The sequence below is a fragment of the Sanguibacter sp. Leaf3 genome, from assembly GCF_001425965.1.
Lineage (GTDB): Bacteria > Actinomycetota > Actinomycetes > Actinomycetales > Cellulomonadaceae > Sanguibacter > Sanguibacter inulinus.
In genome coordinates this window covers 1-24,635 of record NZ_LMRH01000001.1, presented here as the reverse complement: position 1 = coordinate 24,635, position 24,635 = coordinate 1, and the positions used below count along the sequence as shown (strand labels likewise).

The window sequence follows — 24,635 nt, the reverse complement described above, 5'->3', positions numbered from 1 at the left end:
CCGTGCGGTCGGGTCAGGAGTTGTCTTGCAGGGCCGAGCGACGGCGGAAGAGGACGAGGAGCACGAGGCCGGCGATGACCACGACGATGAGTGCGACCGGGATCCAGGACGTGCTCGAGCCGTCGTCGGAGGTACCAGCCGCGGTGGCGGTCGTCGAGTCCTCCGAGGGAGCAGCGTCGGTCGTCGCGGGTGCCGTCGTCTCCTCGGCCGTGGGGGTGGCGGCGTCGGTCGTCGGGTCCTCGGTCGGGGCCACTGCGGCGGGATCGTCGACGACGAACCCGAAGGTCCCGTCGATCGGGTGCCCGTCGGAGGACACGAGGCGCCAGGCCACCTGGTAGCTGTCGTTCGCGACCGCGGGCAGCTCTACGCTCGCGACCCGGTCGGTGATCGTCGGCTCTCCGTCGAACAGCACGGTGCCGTCCGAGGCCGTGATGACCATGCGTGAGCCGATGCTCTGCGGCACGGCGCTGGTCTCGACGGTCACCTGCGTCGGGGCGGTCGTGAGCGTCTCGCCGTCACCGGGTGCGGTCCCGATGACGGTGTCGTGGGCCGACGCGGCCGACGTACCCAGCAGCAGCGCGACGGCTGTGACCAGACCGACGAGGATCGCGCGGGGCGCGGCAGACCTGCGGTGACGGACAGGGGTGGTGGTCATGGTTCTCCTTGCGCCGCAGGCGCGGATCGGGTCCGGGGGGTCACGGACGGCTCTCGTCCGACCCTAACGCCGGGCTCACGGCCCGGGCACGCTGCGCGGCGTCGGCTCAGTCACACCACGGGCACACCAGCCGCCTCAGGCGAGACCGTCGAGGAAGGCCTCGAGCAGCGGGCCGGCCGTCGTCGAGCCGTAGTCGCCCGTCTCGACGAAGACGGCGACCGCGAGGTCCCCCTGGACCGCGATCATCCACGCGTGGTTCGTGCTGCCGTCGCCGTACTGCGCGGTCCCTGTCTTGGCACCGACGGGCTCGCCGGGCACGTCCTGCAGGAACGACCCGCCGCCGTCGGTGACCACGGCCCGCATGAAGGCGCTCAGCTGCGCTGCCTCGTCCGCGGTCAGCGGCGCGGCCGGTGCGTCGGGAAGGTCAGACTCGACGGGCTCGGCATCCTGCGCGAGGAAGGTCGGCCGCACCGTGGTCCCTGCGGCGACGGACGCCGCGACGGTGGCCATCGCCATCGGTGAGGCCTGGACCTGCCCCTGGCCGATCATCGAGGCGGCGTGCTCGGTACCCTCGGCGTCGGCAGGGACCGAGCCTGTGAACACGCCCGGACCAGGCTGCTGGGCGAGTCCGAGACCGAGCGCCTCACCAGCCGAGGCGAGATCAGCCTGCGTGACCTGCCCAGAGGCGTTGATGAGGGCCGTGTTGCAGGAGTTCGCGATCACATCGGTCAAGGGGATCTGACCGATCTTGCCCGCCGGGTAGTCGGGGTAGTTGACGAAGGCGCGACCGTCGACCACGGCCTCGGCCGAGCAGTCGAGCGGCGAGTCGGCGGTCAGGCCGCTGCGCAGCAGCGCGAGCGACGTGACGATCTTGAAGGTCGACCCCGGCGCGTACATGCCCGTGGTCGCGGTCGACACGCCCCCGCCGGCGGTCCCGCTCGCCGAGGCGAGCACCTCGCCCGTCGAGGGACGGATCGCGACGATCGCCGAGGGGACCGTCTGCCCGACGAGGGTGTCCTCCGCGAGCTGCTGGACCCCCACGTCGAGGGTGGTCCGCAAGGGCTCGCCGGGCACAGCGGCCTGGTCGAGCAGGACCCGCGCGCCGCGGGCCTCGCTGACAGCCTCGAGCGCGATGCCGGGCGTGCCGCGCAGCTGCTCGTCGTACTGACGCTGCAGCCCTGACAGACCCGTCACGTCACCCGCGGCGATCGTGCCGGCGGACTCCTCGACGATCTCCGCGGTCGCCTCACCTGCACGGCCGAGCACCGGTGCTGCGAAGTCTCGGGTCGGCGCGAGCGGCAGCGTGGCGTCCACGAGCAGCACGCCCGGGATCGCAGCCATCGCGTCGAAGTCGTAGCTGGGGTCTTCGGTCCGCAGCGTCACGGCGTCGACGAAGGCCTTCTCGCCGGCCGCGGCGACCTTGGCGGCGTAGGCGTCGGCGTCGATCTGCGCGAGACCGGCCAAGGTCCGGGCTGTCGCGTCGAGCTCGGTCGCCTCGACCCGCGTCTTGTCGACGCCGACCCTGCGCACAGGCCGCTCGGTGACGATCGGGGTGTCGCCCGCACCGAGGATGTCGGCGCGCGGCGCCATCGTGCGGCTCAGCTGGAGCGTCTCGTCGGAGACGAGCCCCTCGACCACGAGCGCCGGGTCCCACTGCGACTCCCACGTCTCCTCGAAGACCGCCAGCGGCGCCTCGGTCGAGTACGTCCAGGGGATCCCCGAGACGTCCCAGGTGTGGGCGAAGGTCGCAGTCCCGCTCGTCTTCTCCTCGTCGAGGACCACGTCCGTGACCTCGACGGTGTGCGGGGCGTCCGCGACGGCGGCGACGATCGCGGCGTGAGCCTCGGCGGCCTCCGCGGGGGACGCGTCGCTGAAGGCGACCCCTGTGAAGTCGCCGTCGACCAGGCCTTCGGCGATCTTCGTCGCGAGCGCCTCCGCGTCGTCCTGCGCCGTGTCCTCGGCGCCGCAGGCCGTGAGGCCGCCGACGACGAGCGCGAGAGACAGGGCCGCGGCCCCCAGGGTCCGGGGGCGCGGTCGACGGTGGGCGCGCGAGGAAGACGTGACGTCAGCGGCAGGCATGGTGCTTACCCAACGCGGATCGCGCGGCGATGTCCAGCACGACCCGCAGACCTGTGCAGAACCCACCCGATCTGTGACACCAGGTCAGCAGTCCAGGCAGGGGCTGTGGACAACGCCTCTCATCTTCGGCGCGCCGCTACGATCGAACCTCGAGACTCGCTCAGGAGGGGTGCCAGATGGTCGAACGTGTGGCTGTGAACCCTGAGGTCGTCGCCTGGGCGGCGGATGCAGCATCGGCTGCCGACATCCACCTCGACAGGTTCGCGAAGCTCGAGGACTGGATCGAAGGACTTCTCGACCCCACCTTCGGCCAGCTCCAGGACTTCGCCTCCACCACCCACGTCCCGCTGGGCTACTTCTTCCTGGACCACGTCCCCGAAGAACATCTCCCCGTGACCGACTTCCGTCGCAGAGAGGTCCGGGGTTCAGCACCCAGCAGCGCGCTGCTCGACACGATCGCGATGTGCTCCGAGCGTCAGGACTGGTTCTCCGCCTATCTCGCCCGACTCGGTGCAGATCCTTCGCCTCTTGTCGGGTCGGTGACCACCAGCACCGCCCCGGAGACCGCGGCAGGAGCGATCAGCGACGCCGTCGGCTACGCGGCCGGAGCGCCGTCCGCCACGCAGCAGGACGCCATGCGGCACATGGTCGAGGCCGTCGAGTCCAGCGGGATCATGGTCATGGTCAACAGCCTGGTCGGGAACAACACGCACCGCAGGCTCGACTCTGACGAGTTCCAGGGCTTCACCCTCGTGGACTCCCTCGCGCCGCTGGTCTTCGTCAACGGCTCTGACACCAAGAACGCCCAGGCCTTCACGCTCTTCCACGAGGTGGCGCACGTGGCCCTCGGGATTCCAGGAGTGTCCTCGTCAGCAGGCTCACCGGACCACGACCACGATCTCGCCGAGGTCGAGCGCTGGTGCAACGCCGTCGCCGGTCGCGTGCTCGTCCCGGCAGCCATGATCCCGGCACGGGTCGACCTCTCGAACCCGGAGCCGACGCTCGAGGCGCTGGGACGTCGCTTCCACGTCTCGACTCTCGTGGTCCTGCGACGGCTCTACGACGAGGGCCGGCTCACGTGGGACAGGTTCCGCGGGATCTATCTCGCCGAGGAGGCCCGGCTCCGGGCGATCGCGGTCCGGCGTCTGGACGAGGACAAGAGCTCGGGCGGCAACCCGTACTACGTCTGGCCCTACAGGGTCGGTCGCCGGTTCGCACGCGCAGTCATCGCCGACGCACGTGAGGGCGGGACCCTGTACCGAGACGCCTACAGGTTGCTCAGCACGCGGACGACCAGAGCCTTCGACGGCTTTGCCGCCCATCTCGAGGCGCACTGATGTACATCGTCGACTCGAACATCCTCATCGAGGCGAAGGACCGCTACTACGGCCTCGACTTCGCGCCCGGATTCTGGGAGTGGCTCGTGGAGGCCAGGCACGCTGGGCGGGTCTTCAGCGTGACAGCCGTCCGAGACGAGGTGGAAGGTCGCGGTGACGAGCTGTCCGAGTGGTCCAGGTCCGCAGGCCGCGACCTCTACCTGAGTCCTCGGTCGACTGTCGCCGGCCCACTGACAGAGCTGGCCCGCTGGGCCAACCGGCACGACCGGTACACCGCGAGCGCCGAACGAGAGTTCCTCGCGTCCGCCGACTACACGCTGGTCGCCCAGGCCTGCGACCTCGGGTACACGGTCGTGACGCACGAGACCCCGTCGCCGGACTCGAGGAGACGGATCAAGATCCCCGAGGCCTGCGCTGCGGTCGGTGTGCCGTGCTGCACGCCCTGGCAGGTGCTCCGGACCGAGGGAGCACGACTGGTGAGGCCTGCGGCATGAGCGAGAACCTGACCTCCGGCACCCTCGAGACCGACGACGGGCAGTCCGTCTACTGGGAGTCGTGGGGCGCGACCGACGGGATCCCCGCGCTGTTCTTGCACGGTGGCCCCGGCTCGGGCTTCACGGCCGGGCACCGGCAGCACTTCGACGCGAGCACCCACAGGGTCGTGGCCCTCGACCAGCGCGGGTGCGGCCGCAGCCGCCCGCTCGCGACCGACCCCGAGGCCGACCTCGCGCTGAACACCACGGCGCACCTGATCGCCGACATCGAGGCCCTCCGCGAGCACCTGGGCATCGAGGCGTGGATGGTCGTCGGCGTCTCGTGGGGCACGACCCTCGGGCTCGCGTACGCGCAGGCCCACCCGGACCGGGTGACAGGGCTCGTTCTCGCGGCCGTCACGACGACCACGGCCGCCGAGGTCGGATGGATCACCGAGTCGATGCGCGCGGTGTTCCCGGCCGAGTGGGAGGACTTCGCCGCAGCCTCCGGCAAGCGCGACGGCCAGCGGGTCGTCGACGCGTACAGCGAGAGCCTCGCCGACCCCGACCCTGCGGTCCGTGCGGCGGCGGCACGAGCGTGGTGCACCTGGGAAGACGTCCACGTGTCGCTCGCGAGCGGCGGAGGCACGTCGCCGCGCTACGAGGACGCCGACTTCAGGCTGCTCTTCGCGACGCTGGTGGTCCACTACTGGTCGGCATCGGGCTTCGCAGGGCCAGCAGGCATCCTCGGGGCCATGGACCGCATCGCGCACCTGCCCGGCACGCTGATCCACGGTGCCCTCGACGTCAGCTCGCCGCTCGCGACCGCCTACGACCTGCACAAGGCCTGGCCCGGGAGCGAGCTCGTGGTCGTGAGGTCCGACGGGCACGGCGGGGCGTCGATGGGCGACGAGATCACGCGCGCCGTCGCGAGGCTCAGCGCGGCGCGAGCCTGAGGACGCTGCGGCCCACGAGGCGGGAGGAGCCTCGGCAGTCAGCCCCACGGACGCCGCGCCGGCGACCCACGACACCACGAGGCCGGGCCCGTCACCGTCGTGACGAACCCGGCCGTGGTGGCCGACCGCAGGCGGGGCACCCGCATGCGCAGACCGCTTCGAGGACGCCGCACCGGGTGCGACACCCGCTGCGAGGACATCGCACCGGGTGCGACACCCGCTGCGGGCACGTCGCACCCGGTGCGGCACCCGCTGCTCGGTCAGACCTTGGTCTTGCCCAGGTTCGGCGTGGCCAGACCTGTCGCGACAGGCTTCTGCCCGCGCGAGGACAACCGCTTCTCGATGTACACGGCCAGCCGGGACAGCGTGATGTTCACCGTGAGGTAGACGACCGCCACCACGAGGAACAGCGGCAGGCGTGAGTCGCTCCCGAAGAAGTTGTAGTTCGTCTTCATCGCGTTGAGCAGCTCGGGGTACCCGACGATGAAGCCGAGCGAGCTGTCCTTGAGCAGCACCACGAACTGGCTGATGAGGCTCGGCAGCATGAGCCGGACCACCTGCGGCAGCTGGACGAGCCGCAGGGTCTGCCCACGGGTGAGCCCGATGGCCGTCCCCGCCTCGGCCTGGCCCTTGGGCAGCGCGGCGAGGCCGGCGCGGAGGATCTCGGCGACGATGGCCGCGTTGTAGAGCGTGAGGCCGATGACCACGGCCTGGAAGGACGATAGACCGAAGGCCAGCAGCGCGAACAGCATCATGAGGAGCACGGGCAGTCCGCGCAGGACCTCGATGACGGAGATCGCCACGCCGCGCACCACCCGGATCCCGGAGGTCCGCAAGATCGCCAGGACGAAAGCGAGGACCAGCGCGAGCGGGGCCGCGACGACGGCCGCCTTGAGCGTCGCACCGAGACCTGTGACGACGAGCGACTTCCAGACGTCTTCGGCGTCCTGGCCCTTCGGCGGGTCGGTGAGGACGGCCCAGCGGTCGTCGAAGATGCCGCGGTCGGCCATGCCCTTGACCATCCAGGCGAGCAGACCGAGCAGGATCACCGCGAAGACGATCGAGCCGATCCGCTCGAGGCGACGGGTCTTGGGTCCGGGTGCGTCGTAGAGGACGTTGCCGCTCATCGGCTGAACACCACCTTTCGCTCGATGGCGTTGGCCGCGATCCCAGCAGGGATCGTGATGATGAGGTAGCAGACCGCGATCCCCGTGAGCAGCATGACCACGTCGGCGGGGTTGTCGCGGGCGAGCGCACGGCTCGTCGAGGTCAGCTCGACCACGGCGAAGCCCGCGGCCACCGAGGTGTTCTTGGTCAGCGCTATGAGCACGTTGATGAGCGGCGGCACCACGGTGCGCAGCGCCTGCGGCAGGACCACGAGGCGGAGCGTCTGGACCGTCCCGAGGCCGATCGCGCGAGCGGCCTCGGCCTGCCCGACGGCGACCGAGTTGATGCCCGAGCGCACGGCCTCGCACACGAAGGCCGAGGTGTAGGCGGTGAGCGCGATGATCGCCGGCACCCGGCCGAGCGGCAGGATGAACCCGAGGCTCGGCAGCACGAACACGAAGAAGATGAACACGAGAGTCAGCGGGGTGTTCCGCGCGATCTCGACGTAGGCCCCCGCGAAGGTGCGCAGCGAGCGCAGCGGTGCGACCCGGAACGCGGCCAGGATCGTCCCGAAGACGAGGGAGAGGGCTCCCGACACGACGGCGAGGAACAGGGTGAGCTGGAAGCCCTGCCAGATCCTCGGCAGCTCGTCGACCAGTGCTTGCACGGTCGTCCTCCTTGGTTCACGCGGGTCGTGGGCCGTCGGCCCAGCGCCCGCAGTCGGGTGGTGCGGTGGTCCCGCGAGCCGGGCCGGCCGCCTGAGGTGTCAGGCGACCGGCCCGGGCCGAGGGTCGACGGTCAGACTCCGGTCCGACCGGTGGTGCTCAGTACCGGTCGACGGCCGGGGGCGTCGGGGTGTCGAGTACCTCTCCGGCGGTCGCCTCCCACGCAGCGTCCCAGCGGCCGTCTTCGTAGGCGGCCTCGAGGGTGTCGTTGATGAAGTTGCGGAAGTCGGTGTCGTCCTTCTTCAGGCCGATCCCGTAGGGCTCCTCGGTGAACTGCTCACCGGCGAGCTTGAAGTCGTCCGGGCTCTCCGCGACGTAGCCCGCGAGGATCACGTTGTCGGTCGTCAGCACGTCGACCTGGCCGTTGCGGAGCGGGTCGAGGCAGTCGGTGTACTGCGAGAAGGTCCGCAGCTCGGCGTCGGGGAAGTTCTCCTCGATGTTCTTGGCAGGGGTCGAGCCCTCGGCCGAGCAGACGATCTTGCCGGACAGGTCGGCCTCGCTCTTGATCGAGTCGTCGTCCGCGCGGACCATGAGCGACTGACCGGCGAGGTAGTACGGCCCTGCGAAGTCGATGACCTGCTTGCGGTCGTCGTTGATCGTGTAGGTCGCCACGACGATGTCGACGCGGTCTTCTTCGATGAAGGTCTCGCGGTTGGCCGACACGGTCTCGGTCCACTCGATCTTGTCCGGGGCGATGCCGAGCTCGCCGGCGATGATCTTCGCGATCTCGACGTCGAAGCCCACGGGTGTCCCGTCGGGGCCGACGAGGCCGAAGAGCGGCTGGTCGAACTTGGTCCCGACGGTCATGGTGCCGGCCTCGGCGAGGCGGGCCATCGTGCTGCCCTCGGGGAACTCCGCGGCGTCGACCTCGGCGACGGGCGGGTCTTCTGAGCTGTCGTCTCCGCCGCAGGCTGAGAGCAGCAGGGCAGAGGCAGCGGCGATCGCGAGGAACGCGGTCGGACGGTTGCGCATGGGTTCTCCTTCGTGGCGGGTCGCGACGTCGGTCCGGGACTGCGGTGCGTCCGGACCGTACGGCCGCCCGTCCCAGGGGTACCCGGGACGGGGTGGTCGGTACGGCTGTCGTCAGTGCAGGGTCGGTGCTTGGTGCTAGGTCGTGCTCGTCAGTGGGTGAGGATCTTCGACAGGAACTCCTGGGCACGCTCAGAGCGAGGGTTGGTGAAGAACACCTCGGGCTCGGCCTCTTCGACGATCTGCCCGTCAGCCATGAAGACGACCCTGTCCGCGGCCTTGCGGGCGAAGCCCATCTCGTGGGTGACGACGATCATCGTCATGCCGTCCTTGGCGAGGCCGACCATGACGTCGAGGACCTCGTTGATCATCTCGGGGTCGAGGGCTGAGGTGGGCTCGTCGAAGAGCATCACCTTGGGCTGCATGGCGAGCGCGCGTGCGATGGCCACGCGCTGCTGCTGCCCGCCCGAGAGCTGGGCCGGCATCTTGTGCGCCTGGGACTCGACGCCCACCCGCTCCAGCAGACCCATGGCGAGCTCTTTGGCCTCGCTGCTCTTCATCCCGCGGACCTTGATCGGGCCGAGGGTGACGTTCTCGAGGATCGTCTTGTGCGCGAAGAGGTTGAAGGACTGGAAGACCATCCCGACGTCGGCGCGCAGCTGCGCGAGAGCCTTGCCCTCCTCGGGGAGCCTGTGGCCGTCGAGCTCGATGACACCGTCGTCGATCGTCTCGAGGCGGTTGATCGCCCGGCAGAGCGTGGACTTGCCAGAGCCCGAGGGACCGATGACCACGACCACCTCGCCGCGCGCGACGGAGAGGTCGATGTCCTGGAGCACGTGGAGGTCGCCGAAGTGCTTGTTGACGCCGGCGAGCCTGACCAGCGCCGTCGCCGACCCGCCCTCCGCCTGCTGAGTTGTGTGATCCATCCCACGACGGTAGGTGACGTTTGTTTCGCCCGCCACCGAGATCGTTAACGCTTTCGCAACGAGTCCGTCACGACCAGCCCCTGTCAGCCACCTCAGTCGTCGTGCGGGTCGAGCGCGACGAAGCCGTGCCCGAGGACCCCTTCAGGGCCGTCGTAGGGCTCGACCTCGTCGGCGTAGACCTCGGCGTCGTCCTGCGGGTCGTAGCCGAGGGCCCGCGCGCTCGACAGGTCCCACCAGCCCCGGGTGTTGGCCGAGACCCCGTACGCGATCACCGGACCGTCGACAGGTCCGCGCAGCGCGGCGTCGACGAGCCGGACCGTGTCCGCCGGGCTCAACCAGATGCCGAGGTCGAAGGTGCTCGCGGGCTTGTCGTTGCACATGCCGATGCGCAACGACACGACCTCGACCCCGTACTTGTCCGCGTACAGGCTGCCGAGGGCCTCCATCGCGGCCTTCGAGACCCCGTAGTACGTGTCGGGCCTGGGTGAGACGTCGGTCCGCGCGGTCTCGCCCGTCGGCAAGAACCCGACGGCGTGGTTCGAGCTGGCGAGCACCACGCGCCGGACCCCCGCACGGCGGGCCGCCTCGAGCACGCGATAGGTGCCGTCGATGTTGGTCCGGCGGATCGAGGTCCACGAGTCCTCGCCAGGGATGCCGGCCATGTGCACCACGGCGTCTGCTCCCGCGAAGGCCTCGTCGAGGGCGTCGCGAGAGTCTTCCTCGCCGACGTCGGCCACGAAGGACGGGAGGTCGGGCTCGCCGTCGAGCGGCTCGACGGGCGAGTGGCCGACCAGGCGCAGCGACCAGCCGCGGGCGGGCAGGCCACCGTCGGTCTGGCGCAGATAGGTCCCGATGAGCCCGGAGGCGCCCGAGAGGACGACGGGGCGGTCGGCGCCCTCGGTGCTGACAGGGCTGCCGGTGCTGCCGGTGCTGCCGGTCGCGTCGGGCTGCTCGGTGCGGTCCTGGTCGGCCATGGTGGGTCCTCCACGGGTCGGGATCGAGGTGCGTCTGGCTGTGCCGACCAGTCTTTCCCGGCCCGCGGCTCTGTGCACCCGGTGCCTGTGGACAGGCTCTGCGAGGCTGAGGCCCGCCCCACCCAGTCCGCCCAGACGCCCGGACTCGGGCCAGCGCGACGGCGCTCGAGACGACGCGTCAGACGACCTGAGACCTCGACGACCACCAGCACCCATCACGTAGGGTCGCCGGGTGATGTCCCCAGCCGCACCACGAGCCATCGAGCTGACCTCCCCCTTCGGTTGGTCCGCGAGCGTCGACGTCGCCGGGGTGGTGACTCTGCGCGACCCCGCGGGTCAGCCCCGCGCCACCTACCAGGGCACAGCGAGCAGCTCACCTGCCGCTGCCCTGCCCCGCGGTGGGACGCACACAGTCCGTCTGCCCGACGGGGACGTCGCGCTGCACAACGGAGCCACGAGAGCCACCCGACGTCGCGACCACGACGGCCACCTGGACCTGCACGGGCGCCGCTACCAGTTCCACCACACCTGGGGTTGGAACACCGAGGTCCGCTGCGACGGGGTCCGGGTGGCTCTGCTGCACCGCCGGACGAGCCGGAGGTTCACGGTCCGCACCGACGCCACCCGCGACGAGACCGACATGCTCGCCATGGCGCTCTGCTGGTTCGCGGTCCAGCCGGGCCGTGAGGGCGCCATCGCGGCAGCCTTCCACGGTCTGTGAGGTCGGGTCGGTCGATGAGCGCCCGCGACGTCACGGTGCCACGATGAGACCCCCACCTCGTCCCCGACGGAAGGACCCCACGTGCGCCGTGCAGAGCAGATCACCGACCCGATCACCTACCACGGGGAGGGCCCGGTCTGGTCTCCGTCGTGGGGAGGGCTGCGGTGGGTCGACATGCTCGCCGGGGACCTGCTGACCCTCCGGTCGGACGGGTCGGTCGACCGCCTCCACGTCGGCGACGTCGCGGCCTTCGTCCGTCCGCGCTCGAACGGCGGGTACGTCGTCGCTGTCGAGCGCGGCATCGCCCTCGCCGACGGCCCGGACGACGTCCCGACGCCCCTCGAGCCACTCTGGGACGACCCGAACGTCCGCATGAACGAGGGCGGCTGCGACCCGCACGGCAACCTCTACGCCGGTGGCATGGCCTACGACCAGAAGCCTGGCGGCGCGGGTCTGTACAAGATCACGCCAGAGGGCGACGTGTCGGTGACGCTCGCACAGGTGACGGTCTCGAACGGGCTCGACTTCTCCCCCGAGGGCGACCTCGCGTACTACAACGACACCGCGACAGGCACGACCGACGTCTTCGACGTCGTCGACGGCGAGCTCACGAACCGCCGGGTCTTCGTCAGCTCCGACGGGACCCACCCCGACGGCCTGACCGTCGACTCGGTCGGGAACGTCTGGGTCGCGCTCAACGGCGCCGGACGCGTCCGCTGCTACTCGCCGCGTGGTGAGGTCCTCGAGGAGATCGAGGTCCCCGTGCGCCTCGTGACCGCCCTGACCCTCGGCGGGGAGGACCTCTGCGACCTCTACATCACCACGTCGAAGGAGAACCTCGACGACCCGGAGCCCGAGGCGGGTGCCGTGTTCCACACCCGCGTCGACGTCCCGGGCAAGCCCGTCCTGCCGTACCGGGGGTGAGCCGCGCACGCCCCAGATGCCGACGGCCCCGTCCGGTCGTAGCGTCGGCAGGACACGCCGCCCGGCGGCCCGCTCTCGACGAGGAGACCCCATGACCGAGACCCCAGACGCCCAGAAGATCACCTCGCTGCTCGAAGACTTCCGCTTCGGCATGTTCACGACGATCGACGGCGGCAAGCCCGTCGCCCGGCCCTTCACGATCCAGGAGGTCGAGGACGGCGGCGACCTCTGGTTCCTCGTGTCCAAGCAGTCGTCGGCCGTCCAGCAGCTCGCCGCAGACCCGCGCGCCGGTGTCGCGCTCAGCTCGAACGACAGCTGGGTGTCCCTCACCGGGACCGCCCAGGTGGTCGACTCGCAGGAGCGCGTCGACAGGTACTGGAGCCCGGTGGTCGAGGCGTGGTTCCCGGACGGCAAGGACGACCCGTCGGTCACCGTCCTGAAGTTCTCGGCCGACGGCGGCGAGTACTGGGACACCCCGGGCAGCCGCGTCGCGACGGCGATCGCCTTCGTCAAGGCGAAGGTGACCGGCGAGCCGATCGAGGGCGACACGGGCAAGGTCGACCTCTGACGCCCAGCCTCCCCCTTCGCTGACGGCGTCCGCCCCCGCCCCGGGGGTGGGCGCCGTCTGCGTGGGGCGGGACGTGTCGTCACGACGGGTAGAGCACACCGAGGTGCCCGGCCAGGAGACTGGTCGGGTCGACCGGCGCCTACACCGGAGGGACTAGTCGGTCCACCCCAAGACCGTCCGTCCGGCTGACGACACACGACGGCGCGGACGGCAGGCTGGGAACCAGGACAGACAGCCCGCCCAGCTCTGAGGAGCCCCCCGTGACCGCACACCCCGCACGACGCGACCAGCGTCGCGTGCCTCTGCCCGTCAGCTGGACGTTGCTGGTCCACAGGGCGCGGCTCCTCGCCTCGTACCTCGACCGTTCCGGCGTGCGCCCGGGTGACCGCGTCGCGATCGACATGCCGGCCGGCCCAGCGCTCACGGCCCTCACCTACGCCTGCTGGCAGTCGGGCATGACCGTCGTCGTCTCCGACCCCTCCCTCACGACCGGGCAGCGGATCGACGCCTTCTCCCGCGCGGAGCCCACGGCGCTCGTCTCGACCTCGCCCGGTCTGCGTGCCTCTCGGTCGATCTCGTCGGTCCGCGTCCGGGTGGCCGCCGAGCCGCTGACCGTCGTCGCCCGGGCGGTCCTGCACTCCGGCTGGGACGAGCGCGAGCTCTCCCGTGGCCGGCTCACGGACGGCTCGACCCCGCGGGACGTCCCTGCCGAGGCCGCCGTGGTGGTCGGGCAGGACGCGGACGGTCAGCCGAGCTCCACGTCGTACAGCCAGTCCGAGCTGGTCACCCTCGCCTCGGTCTGAGCGAGCCGCCCGGGCCCTGGTTCAGAGTCGCAGGCGCGGCAGACCGGCGTCGAAGGCGAAGACCACCAGCTGAGCACGGTCACGGGCGGACGTCTTCATCATGGCCCGGTTGACGTGGGTCTTGACCGTCGCGGGGCTGATGAACAGGTGCTGCCCGATCTCCGCGTTCGACAGCCCGCCCGCCACGAGGGACGTGATCTGACGCTCGCGCTCGGTCAGGTCTGCCATGCCGTGGACCGTCACGGCGGGTTCAGGGTCGGGCTCCTGCACGACGCGCTCGATGAGCGCTCGCGTCGCCGCCGGGGAGAGCAGCTGCTCCCCCTCGGCGACAGTCCGGATCGCGTCGATCAGCGCTGCCGGCTCGACCCCCTTGCCGAGGAACCCGCTGGCCCCGGCGCGCAGGGCGGAGACGACGAGCTCGTCGGTCTCGAAGGTCGTGAGGATGAGCACCTTGACCCCGGCGAGGGCGTCGTCGGCGCAGATGCGCCGGGTCGCCTCGATGCCGTCGGTCCCGGGCATGCGGATGTCCATGACGACCACGTCGGCCTGGGCCGAGCGGGCGAGCACGACGGCCTCGGCCCCGTCGGAGGCCTCGCCGACCACCTCGATGCCCGGCACGGAGTCGAGCAGCAGCCGGAAGGTCCCGCGCAGGAGCGCCTGGTCGTCGGCGAGCAGCACCCGGATGGTCATGGACGGTCTCCTTCGTCGGCAGGCTCGGGCGTGACAGAGGTCGTGCCGGTGACGTCGGTCCCTGAGGACGGTGCGACGCTCCCGGGGTCCTCGCTGGCGGTCGTGTGGTCGGTCGCGTCCTCCGACCTCCCCGCCGGGAGGGTGGCGACGACCTCGAACCTGTCGTCCGCGATCTCCCCGACCCGCAGACCGCCCCCAGCCGCGAGGGCCCGCTCGCGCATGCCGATGAGCCCGTGCCCGGTCCCCGGGGCGGCGGTCCGCCGCTCGCCGGCCGCGAGCGCTGCGTTGACCACGCGCAACCGCACACCTGCCTCGCTCCACGCGAGGGACACCTCGACGGGCATGCCGGGTGCGTGCTTCGCCGCGTTGGTCAGGGCTTCCTGGACGATCCTGTAGGCCGCCAGGTCGGCGTGCTGCCCGAGCGTCCCGCGGCGCCCGGACTCCTGGACGGTGACTGGTGTGCCCGTCGACCTGTGGGACTCGACGAGCTCGTCGAGGGCGTCGATCCCGGGGACCGGACGCATCGGACCACCGGGTCCCGTCGCGTCGTCAGGGTCCCGTGCGGGGCTCGCAGCGTCGTACCGGAGCAGACCGATCGTCGCGCGGAGCTCGTCGATCGCGCGGCTCGTGTGCCGGGTGATGTCGCGCAGGGCGTGGGCCGCCGCCTGCGGCTGGGTCTCGAGGAGGTACTCGGCGACACCCGCCTGCGCGTTGACGAGCGTGAGGTTGTGGGCGAGCACGTCGTGCAGCTCGCGGGCGATCCGGAGGCGCTCTTCCATGACGGCCTCCCCGGTCTCGCGCTCGCGACGCCGCAGCTCACGCTCCCGCGCATCACGACGACCGGCCCGCCACGCGCCGAGTGCCGCCGCGGTCACGACGAGGTAGAAGACGACGAGGTCCGTCAGCGCGGTGACGCTCCCGTGGGCGAGCAGGCCGGCGACCATGAGGACGCCGCCTGCTGCGACACCGGCGCCCCACCCCAGGCGGCGCGGCGACCTGGCGGCGACGGTGTACGCGGCGAGCATCGTCCCGAGAGGGACCGGCTGGAAGGCCCCCATCCCCTCGGTGCGTTCGGCGATCCCGTCAGGTACTGCGAGGAACACGAGGATGCAGACCTCGATCGCCACGACGCAGCCCAGCACGAGCACCGGACGCAGCGTCCGGAGGGACAGCACAGCCGTCGACAGCAGGACGAGCACCACGAGCGCTGAGCCAGGCATGGTGGGACTGCCGGTCCGGACGATCGCCGTGGTGAGCATCGCCGCGAGCGCCGCGGCCGTCACGCACCAGGTCGACGCAGTCGGGCGGCTCCGACGGACCGGCGATCCGGGCTGAGGCATGCGGGCACCTCTCGGGTCGTGGGCTGGCGGTCGTCTGTCCGGTCGGGCTCCACTGTGCCAGGTGGGCCCCGGGCCGTCATCGTCCGTGGGTGGTGGTCTGTGTACAGCAGGCGCGGTACACAGGCTGCCAGCAGGCAGCTCCGGGGCGTCGCCGCCCTCCCACCTCAAGAGCTCGACCCTCCAGCCCGCAGCCCGCGGCCCGCGGCCCGCGGCCCGCATCTTCAGGCGAGGTTCAGCAAGTCCCGTCATCATGGTGCAGGTACGGGTCGCCCGACCGCCCGAGACCGTCCCTGGACGCGCTCCCCCACCTCGACCCCCTGCCCCCTCACCGGCGGCACGGGCCGATCTGCAGGAGAACCATCGATGATCACCGCCGCAGCGTCAGACCACGGCTTCACAGGCCTCACAGGGTGGGCCGCAGACCTCTTGCTGTCCGTCGGGGACATCGGCATCGGTCTCCTCGTGCTCGTCGAGGTGGTCGTCCCACCGATCCCGAGCGAGGCGATCCTCCCCTTCGCCGGGTACCTCACGCAGTCGGGGTCGTTGAGCCTCGTCGGGCTCATCGTCTACAGCACGATCGGTGCGTGGCTCGGAGGGCTCGTCTACTACGGCGTCGGCCGCGCCCTCGGCATGGAGCGCGCCGTGCGGCTCGTGGCCGCGACCCGCCTCATCACCCGCGACGACCTCGACCGCGGTGTCACATGGTTCGAGCGCCACGGCCGACCGTCGGTGTTCTTCGGGCGCATGATCCCGGGCGTCAGGTCGGTCATCTCCATCCCCGCGGGCGCCGCCCACATGAACCTCGTGACCTTCAGCATCCTCACCATGCTCGGCAGCGGGCTGTGGAACGGGATGCTCATCGGCGTCGGCGCCGCTCTCGGCTCCGAGCACGAACGCCTCGAGAAGTACCTCGGGTACGTAGACCTCGTCGTCTACGCAGCGCTGGCGCTAGCCGTCGGCGTCCTCGTCTGGCGGCGGGTCCGCGAGGCCCGCAGCGCCCGGTCGACGGCGCAGCCGTCGGTCTCCACCTCTCCGGAAGGACCGTCATGAGCATGTTCTCCAAGCTGACCCGTCTGGCCCAGAAGGGCCTCGCCGCCCAGCAGGGGTCCGCCTCGCGCGGGTCCGGCGCGGCTCCTGGCGCAGGTAAGGCCGGCTGGCAGGACCTCGTCCGGACCGCGGCCGACGCACTGACCGGCGACTCGTCGTCCGGGCGCGACGGCCAGCCGCGCACAGGCTCCGAGCCTGGGTCCCGGCCGGCTGCAGGTGCTCCCGCTGGTCAGCGTCGCACGGCCTCCAGCCCGGGGCGCCCGTCGACGCCCGCAGGCGCAGGGCGGGCCACGACCCACGTCAGCGACGCCGACAAGGCCGCCGTCGCGAGGTACGACTACCTGCTCCAGACGGCCGACCCGCACCAGGTCGAGCAGGTGCACCGCGAGGCCTTCGAACGTCTGACACCTGCGCAGCGGTCGCAGATCGAGGCGCGGATGCAGGCCGAGCTCCCGGCCGGCGAGCAGCCGCGGTCTGCCGGGACCGACGACCTCGCCCGGGCTGCCGCACGCACCGAGGCCCGCCAGCCCGGGACGCTCAAGGGCCTGCTGGCCCGCGCCGGTGGGCGCGGCAGCGGTCCCGCGAGCGGGTCGTCGGGTGGGTCACAGAGCGGCTTCGGCAAGGGCGCCCTGGTCGGTGGTGCCGCGGCTGGGGCTGCCGGGCTCGCGGCCGGCGGGCTTCTCACCGCCGTGGCCGGGGGCGCGGTCCTCAGCTCGGTGGCCGGGCCGCTGCTCGAGCAGGCCGTCGGGGCCGGCATCGACTTCGACGCCCTCGGCAGCGCGGTCGACCTCGACGGGATCGCCAACGGCCTCGAAGGGCTCGGTGGGTTCGACGTCGCGGGCGGTGTCGACGAGCTGACGAACGGTGCAGGTGAGGCGGTCTCGGGCTTCGGCGAGCAGATCAAGGACCTGGGCTCGGGCTTCGGGCTCCCGGGGCTCGACGACCTGCTCGGGCGCTGAGCCCCGACGGCCCCAGACCGGCGCCCGCTAGAGTGGTCGGTGCCATGGACAACAAATTCAGCCCGAACCCTGCCATCCCCCTCGACCTGCCGACCGGCGAGCGCATCGCTGCCGCCGTCGAGCACTACGGCGAGCAGAACGTCGCCCTCAACGCCGTGACGCTCCTGCGTGGGGAGAACGCGGGCAAAGACTTCCTGCTCTACGCGGGAGGACGCCACGGGCTCGGCATCCTCGACGGTGCACCCACGCTGTACTGGCCTGCGCTCTGGGGCGCTCGCGCGCTCCTGCACGTCTGGGACGACTCGGCAGCCCCGGCCGTCATCACCGGTCTGGGAGACCAGGCGTGGCGCGTGCGCGAGATGTGCGCGCGGGTCGTGCTGCTGCGTGACCTCCCGGCGGTCCCTGAGCTGGTCCGCCTGACGACCGACCAGAACGCACGCGTGCGCGCCGCAGCGCTGCGTGCGCTCGCCGCCCAGGGCTCCGCGGAGCACCAGGCCGTCATCGCGCGACGCTTCAGCGACCCGGACAAGTCCGTGCGCCCCGTCGCCCAGCAGGCCCGCGACACCCTTGCCGCGCGTCTGGCCGCAGCCTCCGAGTAGGGCTAGGCCACGCCCCTCAGGGCAGCAGCAGGCGTACGTGCTGCGCGACCCCGTCGAGGATCTCCTCGACGGAGCGGTCCGCGGTGATGGTGGGGGCCATCGCCAAGAACATGATCCCTGAGACGACGGCGGCCCGGGCACGGGCGTCGTCTGTCGTCGTCCTGCCCTCGCGGCCCAGCACGTCGGCGATCGCGGCCTCTGTGCGGGCGTTGAGCTCGAGCGCCTCCCGGTGGTGCGGCTCGTCAGGGTCGCCGAAGACCATCTCGCGCAGGTAGGTGCGCCCGTTGTCGACCTGCTTGCGGTTGCACTCCACGACAGGCCGGACGATCGCCATGACAGCCTCGAGGGGGTCGTCGAGCCCGGCGGCCGCCTCGGTGCCGCGGACCAGCGCGTCGGTGTAGGTCGAGTTCTGGACCAGGAGCAGCAGCTCGCCCTTGTTCTTCGCGTAGAGGAACAGGGTCCCGGTGCCGATGTCGGCGGCGTCGGCAATCTCCTGCGTGGTGACCTCGTCGACCCCGCGCTCGGCGAAGAGCCGGCTCGCGGCGTCCGTGATGCGCCGCAGCTTCTCCTGCTTGTTGCGCTCGCGCCGACCGGGCTGCTGAGGGTCGGGTGACATGGCTGCCGTCCTCCGGGAATAGATGATGATCGCGCTCAGTTATGAGCATAGTCGCTACCGGTTCTGCTCGGAAGCGATCGCCATCTTCCCACGACACCTCGAAGATCCTCGCTCGGCCGCACACCCCTCCCGACACCCCCACCCCGCAGCGCCGACCAGCGCCGGGGTCACCCGAAAGAGAGCTCACCATGCCTGCACTCCACGGAGCAGTCGTCCTCGTCACCGGAGCGAACGGAGGCATCGGGACGCACTTCGTCCACGACGCTCTCGCCCGCGGCGCCAGCAAGGTCTACGCGAGCGCCCGGAACCCCCGCGAGTGGGACGACGAGCGCGTCGTCCCACTCACCCTCGACGTGACTGACGGAGCATCCATCGCGGCAGCCGTCGCGGCAGCACCCGACGTCACGGTGCTGATCAACAACGCCGGCGCGTCGGTGTCCTCCCCCGGGATCCTCAGCCACACCGACGAGGAGATCCGGTCGAACGTCGAGACCAACTTCCTCGGCCCGCTCTTCCTCGCCCGGGCCTTCGCGCCCGTCCTCGTCGCGAACGGGTCCTCCGTGATCGTCGACATCCACTCGGCTCTCGCCTGGTACGCGGTCTCGGGGATCTACAGCGCGACCAAGGCTGCCCTGTGGTCGGCCAGCAACTCGCTGCGGATCGAGCTCGCCCCGCAGGGTGTCCACGTCGTCGGGGTGCACGTCGGCTACGTCGACACCGCGATGGCCGCGCACTCGACCGACCCCAAGCTCGACCCGGCCGACCTCGTCCGCCAGGTCCTCGACGCCGTCGAGGCCGACGAGTACGAGGTCCTCGCCGACCAGACCTCCGTCCAGCTCAAGGCCGCCCTGAGCGCCCCGCTCGAGGCGCTCTACCCGGAGCTGGCGAAGACCACCACAGGCACCGAGCACGCCGAGGCCTGACCGCTCGAGGATGCCGTCGGCACGGAGACGACATCTCCTGCCGGCGGCATCGTCGTGCCCAGACGGTGCCGCCGGCAGGAGGTGTCGACGCTGCTCGCCCTCATGGCGGCATCGGGCACCCCCGGAAGAGCGCTGCGCGCGGCTCGCCGAGGAGAGCGCAGCACGAGGCGCGGCCGGTCGAGAGCACAGCACGAGGCCCGGTCTGCCGCAGGACAGATCGGGCCTCGTGCACGCTCGTCGCACTCAGGGCGCGAGGAACCTCACCGCGACGGGGGCGAACTCTTCGTGGTGCTGGAAGATGCCGCCGTGGCCGGAGCCCGGGTAGATGATCAGCTCGGAGCCAGCGATCCGGCGGTGCAGGTCCTCGGAGAGCACCGAGGGGACCATGCGGTCGTTGTCACCGTTGGCGATGAGCGTCGGCTGGGTGATGACCGACAGGTCCGACGGGGCCGATCGGCCGAACTTCTTGATGGCGCTGAGCTGCGTCTGGAACGCCCTGGTCGAGATCTTCGCGTCCCGGTCGACCGTGCGCTCGCCGAGCCGCTGCACGAAGGCCCTCGCAGCACGCTTGCCTGTCGCGTCCCTGTTGAAGAAGAGGAACTCCTTGGGATCGGAGCGGGTCAGCGTGGCGCGCAGGACGTCGTAGTAGGTGGTGCGCACGACCTTGTCCATGTCCTTGCCGCCCCGGGGACCGGTCCCGGTGAGCACGAGCCTGCGCACGAGCTCGGGGTGCTTGACCACGAGGTCCTGCGCGATCATCCCGCCCATCGAGAACGAGAAGATGTCGATCGTCTCGTGACCGAGGGCCTTGATGAAGGTGTAGGCGTCGTCCGCCGCCTCCTCGATGGTCTTCGGGACGCTCCCCGTGGATGCCCCGACCCCACGTTGGTCGAAGGTGATGACGTGGCGGCCCTGCGCGATCGGGTCCACGATGCGCGGGTCCCAGTTGTCGAGCGTCGCGGCGAGGTGGACGAAGAACACGACGGGGATGCCGCCCTTCGGCCCGAGCTCGCGGTAGGCGTAGGTGACGCCGCCCGCGGTGACGGTCCGGGCCGGGGCCTGCGCGTAGGAGGTGATGACGGGTTCGTCGTGAGAGCTCATGAGTGGTCTCCTGCGGGGTGCGACGGGACCGTGACGACAGCCTTGCCCCGGATGCCGCCCTTCGCCAGCGCGGCGAGCGCCTGCGGGGTCTCGTCGAAGGTCGAGACCTTGCCGACCACGGGGCGCAGGACACCTGAGTCGACGAGGGCGGCGATCTGGCGGAGCTGCTCGCCGCTCGGGCCCATGAAGAGGAACTCGTAGGTGACGCCGAGCTTCTTGGCCTGCTTGCGGACCTTCCGGCTGAGGGCCGTGATCGCCAGGCGCAGCACGGGGTTGAGCCCTGCCTCGCGCGCGAAGGCCGGGTCGGGAGGACCGGAGATGCCGATGGCCTTCCCACCGGGCCGGAGGACGCGCAGCGACTTCTCGAGGTTCTCGCCGCCGAGGCTGTCGAGCACCAGGTCGTATCCGCTCAGCTGGGCCTCGAAGTCCTGCGAGCGGTAGTCGATGACGACGTCGGCGCCGAGCTCCCGCACGAAGTCCGCGTTCGAGGCGCTGGCCGTGGTCGCGACCGTCGCGCCGAGGTGCTTGGCCAGCTGGATCGCGATCGAGCCGACGCCACCGGCGCCGGCGTGGATCAGCACCTTCTGACCAGGCCGGACCGTGCCCTTGACCACGAGCGCCTGCCAGGCGGTGAGCGCGACGAGCGGCAGCGACCCGGCCTCCTCGACGGAGATCGAGGTCGGCGCGAGTGCGAGGTCCTGCTCGGCGACGGCGACACGCTCGGCAAAGGTGCCGATCTGGTCCTTGCCGGGGCGGGCGTAGACCTCGTCGCCCACCGCGAAGCCCCGGACCTCGGAGCCGACACGGACGACGGTCCCCGCGACGTCGTGCCCCAGGATGAGTGGGAACTTGTACGGGAGGATCTGCTTGAACTCACCCTCCCGGATCTTCTCGTCGAGCTGGTTCAGCCCGGCCGCCCGGACCTGGACGAGGACGTCCTGGTCCCCGACGGTGGGCTCGGGGACGTCCGCCTCGTGCAGCGGGCCCTTGTACGACGTGACGACGAACGCTCTCATGATGTCTTCTCCTGGTCGTGGTGCGTGGTGGAGGGGCGACGGAGGTAGTCGAGCATCATGGCGACCACCTGCCGTCCGTGCTGCGCGACGGCGCCGTGGCCGGCGTCGGGGAGGATGTGCACGTCCGTCGAGGGGGCGCCCGGACGGCCACGGCCTGGGCGACCATCCCACCCATCGACTGCCCGAAGAGGTCGACGCGCTCGCAGCCGAGGGCCTCCACGACGGCGACGACGTCGGCAGCCATCGCCTCGATGCTGCCCTGCACCTCGCCCCGTCGACGCGCCGACGCCGCGGTAGCCGACGGCGACGACGTGCCGCTCCTCGGCGAGCCCGTCCACGATGCGCGGGTCCCAGTCGTCGAGGTTCGCACCGAGGTGCGTCAGCGCGACGAGGGGGACGCCGGTCCGTGGTCCGAGCTCACGGTAGACGACGTCAGCACCGGCTGCCGAGACTGTTGACGTCGGGACGTCTACCCATCTCTGTGCTGTCCGCTGCTCTCCCACGTCGCCCTCCTGGGCTCTTCTGGTCGTCGACTGATCCGAGTTCACTCAATACTGAGCGCACTCAGAAAATCTGTCAAGGGAGGGCGTGGGATCTCGACCGGGGATGCCGCCACTCCGACTCACGTCGTCTCCGCGATCCTCCACATCTCCGTGACAGCGACGCTCTCCGAGGGACGGAGCACCGAGGACGTGCTCGCACACATCCGGGCCCAGGTCCGGGTGACGGTCGGACCGCGGACTGGCGAGGCCCTCTACACCCGCTGACGTGCAGGGACCGAGCCGAAGGGCTCACGCGGTCCCAGGTCTGGCTTGGCATGGTGGGGACGACCCCCACCACCAGGCCGCTCCGCACCCTTCAGGGCGCGGAGCGGACCGGAGCCGCGCCCGACGACGGCTCAGAGCGGGGGCACCGCTCCACGAGAGGAACGACCATGCACGCACCGCTCTCCCTACCCGCGCACCCACCGACGGCCGCCGCCCAGACCCCGCAGGCTCGATCATGAGCACCGAAGCCGCAGGTACGTCCCTCCTGCAGGTCACCGTCGTCACCCCTGAGGGCGAGCTCTGGTCCGGCGCAGCGACGGCGGTGACGGTCCCGGCTGCGACCGGGTCCCTCGGCATCCTCCCTCGCCGGCAGCCGCTCGCGACCGAGCTCAGGAATGGCACCGTGACTATCCACACGCCCTCGGGCGACTCCGTGAGCTGCACGGTGACCGGCGGGTTCGTGGTCGTCGACCAGGACGAGGTCACCGTGATCGCCGACGGGGTCGAGACGCCCGCCGAGCGTTGACGCAGTCCTCGCGACGCCCGAGCTGCGACCGAGACTAGGAGCAGACCGGCGTCCCGGACGGGCGCACCTCGGCCGGGTGGGCGGGGCGAGGTGCACCTCGGCTCGGCTCGGTGCGGTGCGGTGCGGGATGCGGCGCGCCTCAGGGCGCGGCAAGGTGGGGGCGATGGACCACACCACAGCGAAGGAGCTCCTGACGGCGCGTCGAGCCGAGCTCGTCCTCGAGCTCGAGCGTGTCGACTCGGACCTCGACTCCGCCCGCTCGGCCAAGACCGACGGCACGGACGACGACGAGCACGACCCCGAAGGCGCGACCACGTCAGCGCAGTGGTCGCACGCCACGGGCATGCGGCGGTCGGTCCTGTCGCAGATCGACGAGGTCGACCTCGCGCTCGCCCGGGTACGACAGGGCACCTATGGGACGTGCACCCGGTGCGGCCGTGACATCACCGATGGGCGCCTCGAGGCGAGGCCGGCGGCTGCTCTCTGCATCAGCTGTGCGCGAGAGCTATCGACCTGAGACAGGCTGCGCCACAGTGGCCTCAGGGCCGCGGTCTCGTCAGACCAGCGTGGCGTCGACGGACGAACGCGGCGCCCACGGACGAGCGTGATCCAGTCAGGTCGCCGCAGGCTCGTCGGATGAGCGCGGTCCCGTCAGGTGGGCACAGGCTCGTCAGACGAGCGCCGTCCCGTCAAACGAGCGCGGGCTCCGGGAGGACCCCGTGGACCACGAGGTGGTTGCGGACCTCGGCGGTCACCTGGTCCGCCAGCTCCTCGAAGAATCCGTGCCTGTATCCGGGGTAGGTCGTGAGGTCAGCGCCGGGGATGTGTTCGGCGAGCCGCTCTGCATTCACGACGGGGGTCATGAGGTCGTCGTCGCCGTGCAGCACTAGCGTCGGTGCGGTGATCTGACCGAGCTCAGCCGAGGCGTCGTGACGTCCGCTCACCCTGAGGTGGGCTCGGGCCTCCGCGCGACTCATCGTGGGATCCCCGAGAAGGTGGCTCCGCTCGGGGGTCCCAGGCCACTGCGGTGTGTAGAAGAGGTCGTGGAGGACCCGGCGCCCCTCGCCCGGTTCCGCGCGGGCGATCGAGAGACGGGTCTCGGTGCTGCGCTCGACAGCCAGCTCTCCGCCGGGGGACGTGCAGGCGAGGATGAGCGCTGACACGAGGCCGGGCCTGCTGATCGCCAGCTTCTGCGCGATGCGTCCGCCCATGGACGTCCCGTAGACAGCCGCGCTGGAGATGTTGAGGTATCCCAGGACGTCTGCGACGTCGTCGGCAAAGGTGTCGGTCGTCCACTCTTCGACAGGCCCACGGCTGCCGCCAGTCCCGCGGTAGTCGATCGTCAGTGTGCTCAGGCTGTCCTCGAAGCGCTCACGCAGACCAGTCCACCACCTGTGGGAGTTTGCCTGGCCCTGCAGGAGGACAAGAGTAGGGGCACCCTTGGGGCCGCCCCGCTGCGCGCGAAGCTCAAAACCGTCACGTGCGAAGACGGTCAGCGTGGTCAGAGTCATCCCACGACCGTAGACCCGCACGCACACCGACATGCCGCTCCAGGGCGTTCCCTTCATCACTCAGGGGCCTATCTGGCGTTCTCTTCGTCACTCTCGGACGCAGACTCCGGGGCCAGGTCGCGAGCGACGAGCGACGAGCGACGAGCGACGAGCGACGAGCGACGAGCGACGAGCGACGAGCGACGAAAAATATCCGGGTACGACAAGAGCCCACCCCTCGAAAGGGGTGGGCTCTTGTTGAATGGTTGTCCGGCGGCGACCTACTCTCCCACACAGTCTCCCGTGCAGTACCATCGGCGCAGAGGGGCTTAGCTTCCGGGTTC

At 70.9% G+C, this 24,635-nt stretch carries 27 protein-coding genes and 1 rRNA gene; 13 read left to right on the top strand and 15 right to left on the bottom strand.

What is annotated here, in order from left to right; genetic code table 11:
• Positions 1-13 precede the first annotated feature (13 nt).
• Together ASG53_RS00140 and ASG53_RS00135 are read right to left on the bottom strand one after the other, a co-directional pair.
• Entirely contained in the window at positions 14-655 is a 642-nt protein-coding gene (locus ASG53_RS00140) for a copper resistance CopC family protein (protein WP_056126955.1), read from the bottom strand.
• A gap of 135 nt (positions 656-790) precedes the next feature.
• On the bottom strand, positions 791-2,734 hold the full coding sequence (locus ASG53_RS00135; protein WP_082543672.1) for a penicillin-binding transpeptidase domain-containing protein: 1,944 nt from the start codon (positions 2,732-2,734) through the stop codon (positions 791-793).
• Positions 2,735-2,910: 176 nt separating this feature from the next.
• Between ASG53_RS00135 and ASG53_RS00130 the strand changes: the two genes are divergently transcribed.
• From ASG53_RS00130 to pip, 3 genes are read left to right on the top strand one after another with little or no spacing between them, the layout of a single operon-like run.
• Complete coding sequence (locus tag ASG53_RS00130; RefSeq protein ID WP_056126953.1) at positions 2,911-4,071, top strand: ImmA/IrrE family metallo-endopeptidase; 1,161 nt, start codon at positions 2,911-2,913, stop codon at positions 4,069-4,071.
• On the top strand, positions 4,071-4,565 hold the full coding sequence (locus ASG53_RS00125) for a DUF4411 family protein (protein WP_082543671.1): 495 nt from the start codon (positions 4,071-4,073) through the stop codon (positions 4,563-4,565). Before ASG53_RS00130 ends, ASG53_RS00125 begins: the two co-directional genes overlap by 1 nt.
• Positions 4,562-5,500: a prolyl aminopeptidase gene (gene pip / locus ASG53_RS00120; RefSeq protein ID WP_056126949.1), complete on the top strand. Its 939-nt coding sequence runs from the start codon at positions 4,562-4,564 to the stop codon at positions 5,498-5,500. The genes ASG53_RS00125 and pip overlap by 4 nt, the downstream gene beginning before the upstream one ends.
• A 260-nt stretch (positions 5,501-5,760) precedes the next feature.
• Here the strand turns inward: pip and ASG53_RS00115 are convergent, their stop codons facing one another.
• From ASG53_RS00115 to ASG53_RS00095, 5 genes are all read right to left on the bottom strand, one after another.
• A complete protein-coding gene (locus ASG53_RS00115) occupies positions 5,761-6,627 on the bottom strand; it encodes an amino acid ABC transporter permease (RefSeq protein WP_056126947.1) in 867 nt (288 codons plus the stop codon).
• Positions 6,624-7,274 (bottom strand): amino acid ABC transporter permease, encoded by a 651-nt coding sequence (locus tag ASG53_RS00110; RefSeq protein ID WP_056126945.1) that lies wholly within the window; start codon positions 7,272-7,274, stop codon positions 6,624-6,626. Before ASG53_RS00110 ends, ASG53_RS00115 begins: the two co-directional genes overlap by 4 nt.
• A gap of 157 nt (positions 7,275-7,431) precedes the next feature.
• Positions 7,432-8,304 (bottom strand): glutamate ABC transporter substrate-binding protein, encoded by an 873-nt coding sequence (locus tag ASG53_RS00105; RefSeq protein WP_056126943.1) that lies wholly within the window; start codon positions 8,302-8,304, stop codon positions 7,432-7,434.
• Between the two features lie 149 nt (positions 8,305-8,453).
• Entirely contained in the window at positions 8,454-9,227 is a 774-nt protein-coding gene (locus tag ASG53_RS00100; RefSeq protein ID WP_056126940.1) for an amino acid ABC transporter ATP-binding protein, read from the bottom strand.
• 92 nt (positions 9,228-9,319) lie between these two features.
• Positions 9,320-10,201, bottom strand: a complete 882-nt coding sequence (locus ASG53_RS00095; protein WP_082543670.1) for an NAD-dependent epimerase/dehydratase family protein — start codon at positions 10,199-10,201, stop codon at positions 9,320-9,322.
• Between the two features lie 232 nt (positions 10,202-10,433).
• Here ASG53_RS00095 and ASG53_RS00090 point away from each other — a divergent pair, with 232 nt between their 5' ends.
• The 4 genes from ASG53_RS00090 (at position 10,434) to ASG53_RS00075 (ending at position 13,217) form a co-directional block, all read left to right on the top strand.
• A complete protein-coding gene (locus ASG53_RS00090) occupies positions 10,434-10,922 on the top strand; it encodes a hypothetical protein (protein ID WP_156382611.1) in 489 nt (162 codons plus the stop codon).
• Positions 10,923-11,003: 81 nt separating this feature from the next.
• Positions 11,004-11,846: an SMP-30/gluconolactonase/LRE family protein gene (locus ASG53_RS00085; RefSeq protein WP_056126936.1), complete on the top strand. Its 843-nt coding sequence runs from the start codon at positions 11,004-11,006 to the stop codon at positions 11,844-11,846.
• Positions 11,847-11,937: 91 nt separating this feature from the next.
• On the top strand, positions 11,938-12,414 hold the full coding sequence (locus tag ASG53_RS00080; RefSeq protein ID WP_056126934.1) for a pyridoxamine 5'-phosphate oxidase family protein: 477 nt from the start codon (positions 11,938-11,940) through the stop codon (positions 12,412-12,414).
• 260 nt (positions 12,415-12,674) lie between these two features.
• The gene (locus tag ASG53_RS00075) at positions 12,675-13,217 is read left to right on the top strand and encodes an AMP-binding protein (RefSeq protein WP_056126932.1); all 543 of its coding nucleotides are present in this window, start codon (positions 12,675-12,677) and stop codon (positions 13,215-13,217) included.
• Positions 13,218-13,238: 21 nt separating this feature from the next.
• Here ASG53_RS00075 and ASG53_RS00070 read toward each other — a convergent pair whose 3' ends face one another.
• Both ASG53_RS00070 and ASG53_RS00065 read right to left on the bottom strand, forming a co-directional pair.
• Positions 13,239-13,907, bottom strand: coding sequence for a response regulator transcription factor (locus ASG53_RS00070; protein WP_056126930.1), 669 nt, complete (start codon positions 13,905-13,907; stop codon positions 13,239-13,241).
• Positions 13,904-15,247, bottom strand: coding sequence for a sensor histidine kinase (locus tag ASG53_RS00065; protein WP_162246118.1), 1,344 nt, complete (start codon positions 15,245-15,247; stop codon positions 13,904-13,906). Before ASG53_RS00065 ends, ASG53_RS00070 begins: the two co-directional genes overlap by 4 nt.
• 363 nt (positions 15,248-15,610) lie before the next feature.
• Here ASG53_RS00065 and ASG53_RS00060 point away from each other — a divergent pair, with 363 nt between their 5' ends.
• The 3 genes from ASG53_RS00060 to ASG53_RS00050 are packed head-to-tail and all read left to right on the top strand — an operon-like array spanning position 15,611 to position 17,852.
• Entirely contained in the window at positions 15,611-16,297 is a 687-nt protein-coding gene (locus ASG53_RS00060) for a DedA family protein (protein ID WP_056126927.1), read from the top strand.
• On the top strand, positions 16,294-17,253 hold the full coding sequence (locus ASG53_RS00055) for a hypothetical protein (protein ID WP_056126925.1): 960 nt from the start codon (positions 16,294-16,296) through the stop codon (positions 17,251-17,253). The genes ASG53_RS00060 and ASG53_RS00055 overlap by 4 nt, the downstream gene beginning before the upstream one ends.
• Before the next feature lie 44 nt (positions 17,254-17,297).
• The gene (locus ASG53_RS00050) at positions 17,298-17,852 is read left to right on the top strand and encodes a HEAT repeat domain-containing protein (RefSeq protein ID WP_056126923.1); all 555 of its coding nucleotides are present in this window, start codon (positions 17,298-17,300) and stop codon (positions 17,850-17,852) included.
• A gap of 16 nt (positions 17,853-17,868) precedes the next feature.
• Here the strand turns inward: ASG53_RS00050 and ASG53_RS00045 are convergent, their stop codons facing one another.
• A complete protein-coding gene (locus ASG53_RS00045) occupies positions 17,869-18,468 on the bottom strand; it encodes a TetR/AcrR family transcriptional regulator (protein ID WP_056126920.1) in 600 nt (199 codons plus the stop codon).
• A 188-nt stretch (positions 18,469-18,656) separates the two neighbouring features.
• On the opposite strand from ASG53_RS00045, the gene ASG53_RS00040 reads away from it, so the two are divergent.
• Positions 18,657-19,391 carry an SDR family oxidoreductase gene (locus ASG53_RS00040; protein WP_056126917.1) on the top strand — a complete coding sequence of 245 codons (735 nt, stop codon included), beginning with the start codon at positions 18,657-18,659 and terminating at the stop codon, positions 19,389-19,391.
• Positions 19,392-19,634: 243 nt separating this feature from the next.
• On the opposite strand, the gene ASG53_RS00035 is transcribed toward ASG53_RS00040, so the two are convergent.
• From ASG53_RS00035 to ASG53_RS19695, 3 genes are read right to left on the bottom strand one after another with little or no spacing between them, the layout of a single operon-like run.
• Positions 19,635-20,492, bottom strand: coding sequence for an alpha/beta fold hydrolase (locus ASG53_RS00035; RefSeq protein WP_056126915.1), 858 nt, complete (start codon positions 20,490-20,492; stop codon positions 19,635-19,637).
• Positions 20,489-21,508 (bottom strand): NADP-dependent oxidoreductase, encoded by a 1,020-nt coding sequence (locus ASG53_RS00030; RefSeq protein WP_056126913.1) that lies wholly within the window; start codon positions 21,506-21,508, stop codon positions 20,489-20,491. Before ASG53_RS00030 ends, ASG53_RS00035 begins: the two co-directional genes overlap by 4 nt.
• A 55-nt stretch (positions 21,509-21,563) precedes the next feature.
• Positions 21,564-21,878, bottom strand: coding sequence for an alpha/beta fold hydrolase (locus ASG53_RS19695; protein ID WP_200945435.1), 315 nt, complete (start codon positions 21,876-21,878; stop codon positions 21,564-21,566).
• A 632-nt stretch (positions 21,879-22,510) separates the two neighbouring features.
• Here ASG53_RS19695 and atpC point away from each other — a divergent pair.
• The gene (atpC, locus tag ASG53_RS00020) at positions 22,511-22,801 is read left to right on the top strand and encodes an ATP synthase F1 subunit epsilon (RefSeq protein ID WP_056126910.1); all 291 of its coding nucleotides are present in this window, start codon (positions 22,511-22,513) and stop codon (positions 22,799-22,801) included.
• Positions 22,802-22,964: 163 nt separating this feature from the next.
• Positions 22,965-23,318: a TraR/DksA family transcriptional regulator gene (locus ASG53_RS00015; RefSeq protein ID WP_056126908.1), complete on the top strand. Its 354-nt coding sequence runs from the start codon at positions 22,965-22,967 to the stop codon at positions 23,316-23,318.
• 172 nt (positions 23,319-23,490) lie between these two features.
• On the opposite strand, the gene ASG53_RS00010 is transcribed toward ASG53_RS00015, so the two are convergent.
• Both ASG53_RS00010 and rrf read right to left on the bottom strand, forming a co-directional pair.
• Positions 23,491-24,312, bottom strand: coding sequence for an alpha/beta fold hydrolase (locus ASG53_RS00010; RefSeq protein WP_056130349.1), 822 nt, complete (start codon positions 24,310-24,312; stop codon positions 23,491-23,493).
• Between the two features lie 247 nt (positions 24,313-24,559).
• A 5S ribosomal RNA gene (gene rrf, locus ASG53_RS00005) occupies positions 24,560-24,635 on the bottom strand; the annotation flags it as partial.

Coding starts and splice junctions, on each gene's coding strand:
- ASG53_RS00050 (WP_056126923.1), top strand. CDS start 17,298: ATGGACAACAAATTCAGCCCGAACCCTGCCATCCCCCTCGACCTGCCG.
- ASG53_RS00060 (WP_056126927.1), top strand. CDS start 15,611: ATGATCACCGCCGCAGCGTCAGACCACGGCTTCACAGGCCTCACAGGG.
- ASG53_RS00140 (WP_056126955.1), bottom strand. CDS start 655: ATGACCACCACCCCTGTCCGTCACCGCAGGTCTGCCGCGCCCCGCGCG.
- ASG53_RS00080 (WP_056126934.1), top strand. CDS start 11,938: ATGACCGAGACCCCAGACGCCCAGAAGATCACCTCGCTGCTCGAAGAC.
- ASG53_RS00070 (WP_056126930.1), bottom strand. CDS start 13,907: ATGACCATCCGGGTGCTGCTCGCCGACGACCAGGCGCTCCTGCGCGGG.
- ASG53_RS00100 (WP_056126940.1), bottom strand. CDS start 9,227: ATGGATCACACAACTCAGCAGGCGGAGGGCGGGTCGGCGACGGCGCTG.
- ASG53_RS00135 (WP_082543672.1), bottom strand. CDS start 2,734: ATGCCTGCCGCTGACGTCACGTCTTCCTCGCGCGCCCACCGTCGACCG.
- pip (WP_056126949.1), top strand. CDS start 4,562: ATGAGCGAGAACCTGACCTCCGGCACCCTCGAGACCGACGACGGGCAG.
- atpC (WP_056126910.1), top strand. CDS start 22,511: ATGAGCACCGAAGCCGCAGGTACGTCCCTCCTGCAGGTCACCGTCGTC.
- ASG53_RS00015 (WP_056126908.1), top strand. CDS start 22,965: ATGGACCACACCACAGCGAAGGAGCTCCTGACGGCGCGTCGAGCCGAG.
- ASG53_RS00095 (WP_082543670.1), bottom strand. CDS start 10,201: ATGGCCGACCAGGACCGCACCGAGCAGCCCGACGCGACCGGCAGCACC.
- ASG53_RS00130 (WP_056126953.1), top strand. CDS start 2,911: ATGGTCGAACGTGTGGCTGTGAACCCTGAGGTCGTCGCCTGGGCGGCG.
- ASG53_RS00065 (WP_162246118.1), bottom strand. CDS start 15,247: ATGCCTCAGCCCGGATCGCCGGTCCGTCGGAGCCGCCCGACTGCGTCG.
- ASG53_RS00030 (WP_056126913.1), bottom strand. CDS start 21,508: ATGAGAGCGTTCGTCGTCACGTCGTACAAGGGCCCGCTGCACGAGGCG.
- ASG53_RS00045 (WP_056126920.1), bottom strand. CDS start 18,468: ATGTCACCCGACCCTCAGCAGCCCGGTCGGCGCGAGCGCAACAAGCAG.
- ASG53_RS00010 (WP_056130349.1), bottom strand. CDS start 24,312: ATGACTCTGACCACGCTGACCGTCTTCGCACGTGACGGTTTTGAGCTT.
- ASG53_RS00040 (WP_056126917.1), top strand. CDS start 18,657: ATGCCTGCACTCCACGGAGCAGTCGTCCTCGTCACCGGAGCGAACGGA.
- ASG53_RS00125 (WP_082543671.1), top strand. CDS start 4,071: ATGTACATCGTCGACTCGAACATCCTCATCGAGGCGAAGGACCGCTAC.
- ASG53_RS00035 (WP_056126915.1), bottom strand. CDS start 20,492: ATGAGCTCTCACGACGAACCCGTCATCACCTCCTACGCGCAGGCCCCG.
- ASG53_RS00055 (WP_056126925.1), top strand. CDS start 16,294: ATGAGCATGTTCTCCAAGCTGACCCGTCTGGCCCAGAAGGGCCTCGCC.
- ASG53_RS00115 (WP_056126947.1), bottom strand. CDS start 6,627: ATGAGCGGCAACGTCCTCTACGACGCACCCGGACCCAAGACCCGTCGC.
- ASG53_RS00105 (WP_056126943.1), bottom strand. CDS start 8,304: ATGCGCAACCGTCCGACCGCGTTCCTCGCGATCGCCGCTGCCTCTGCC.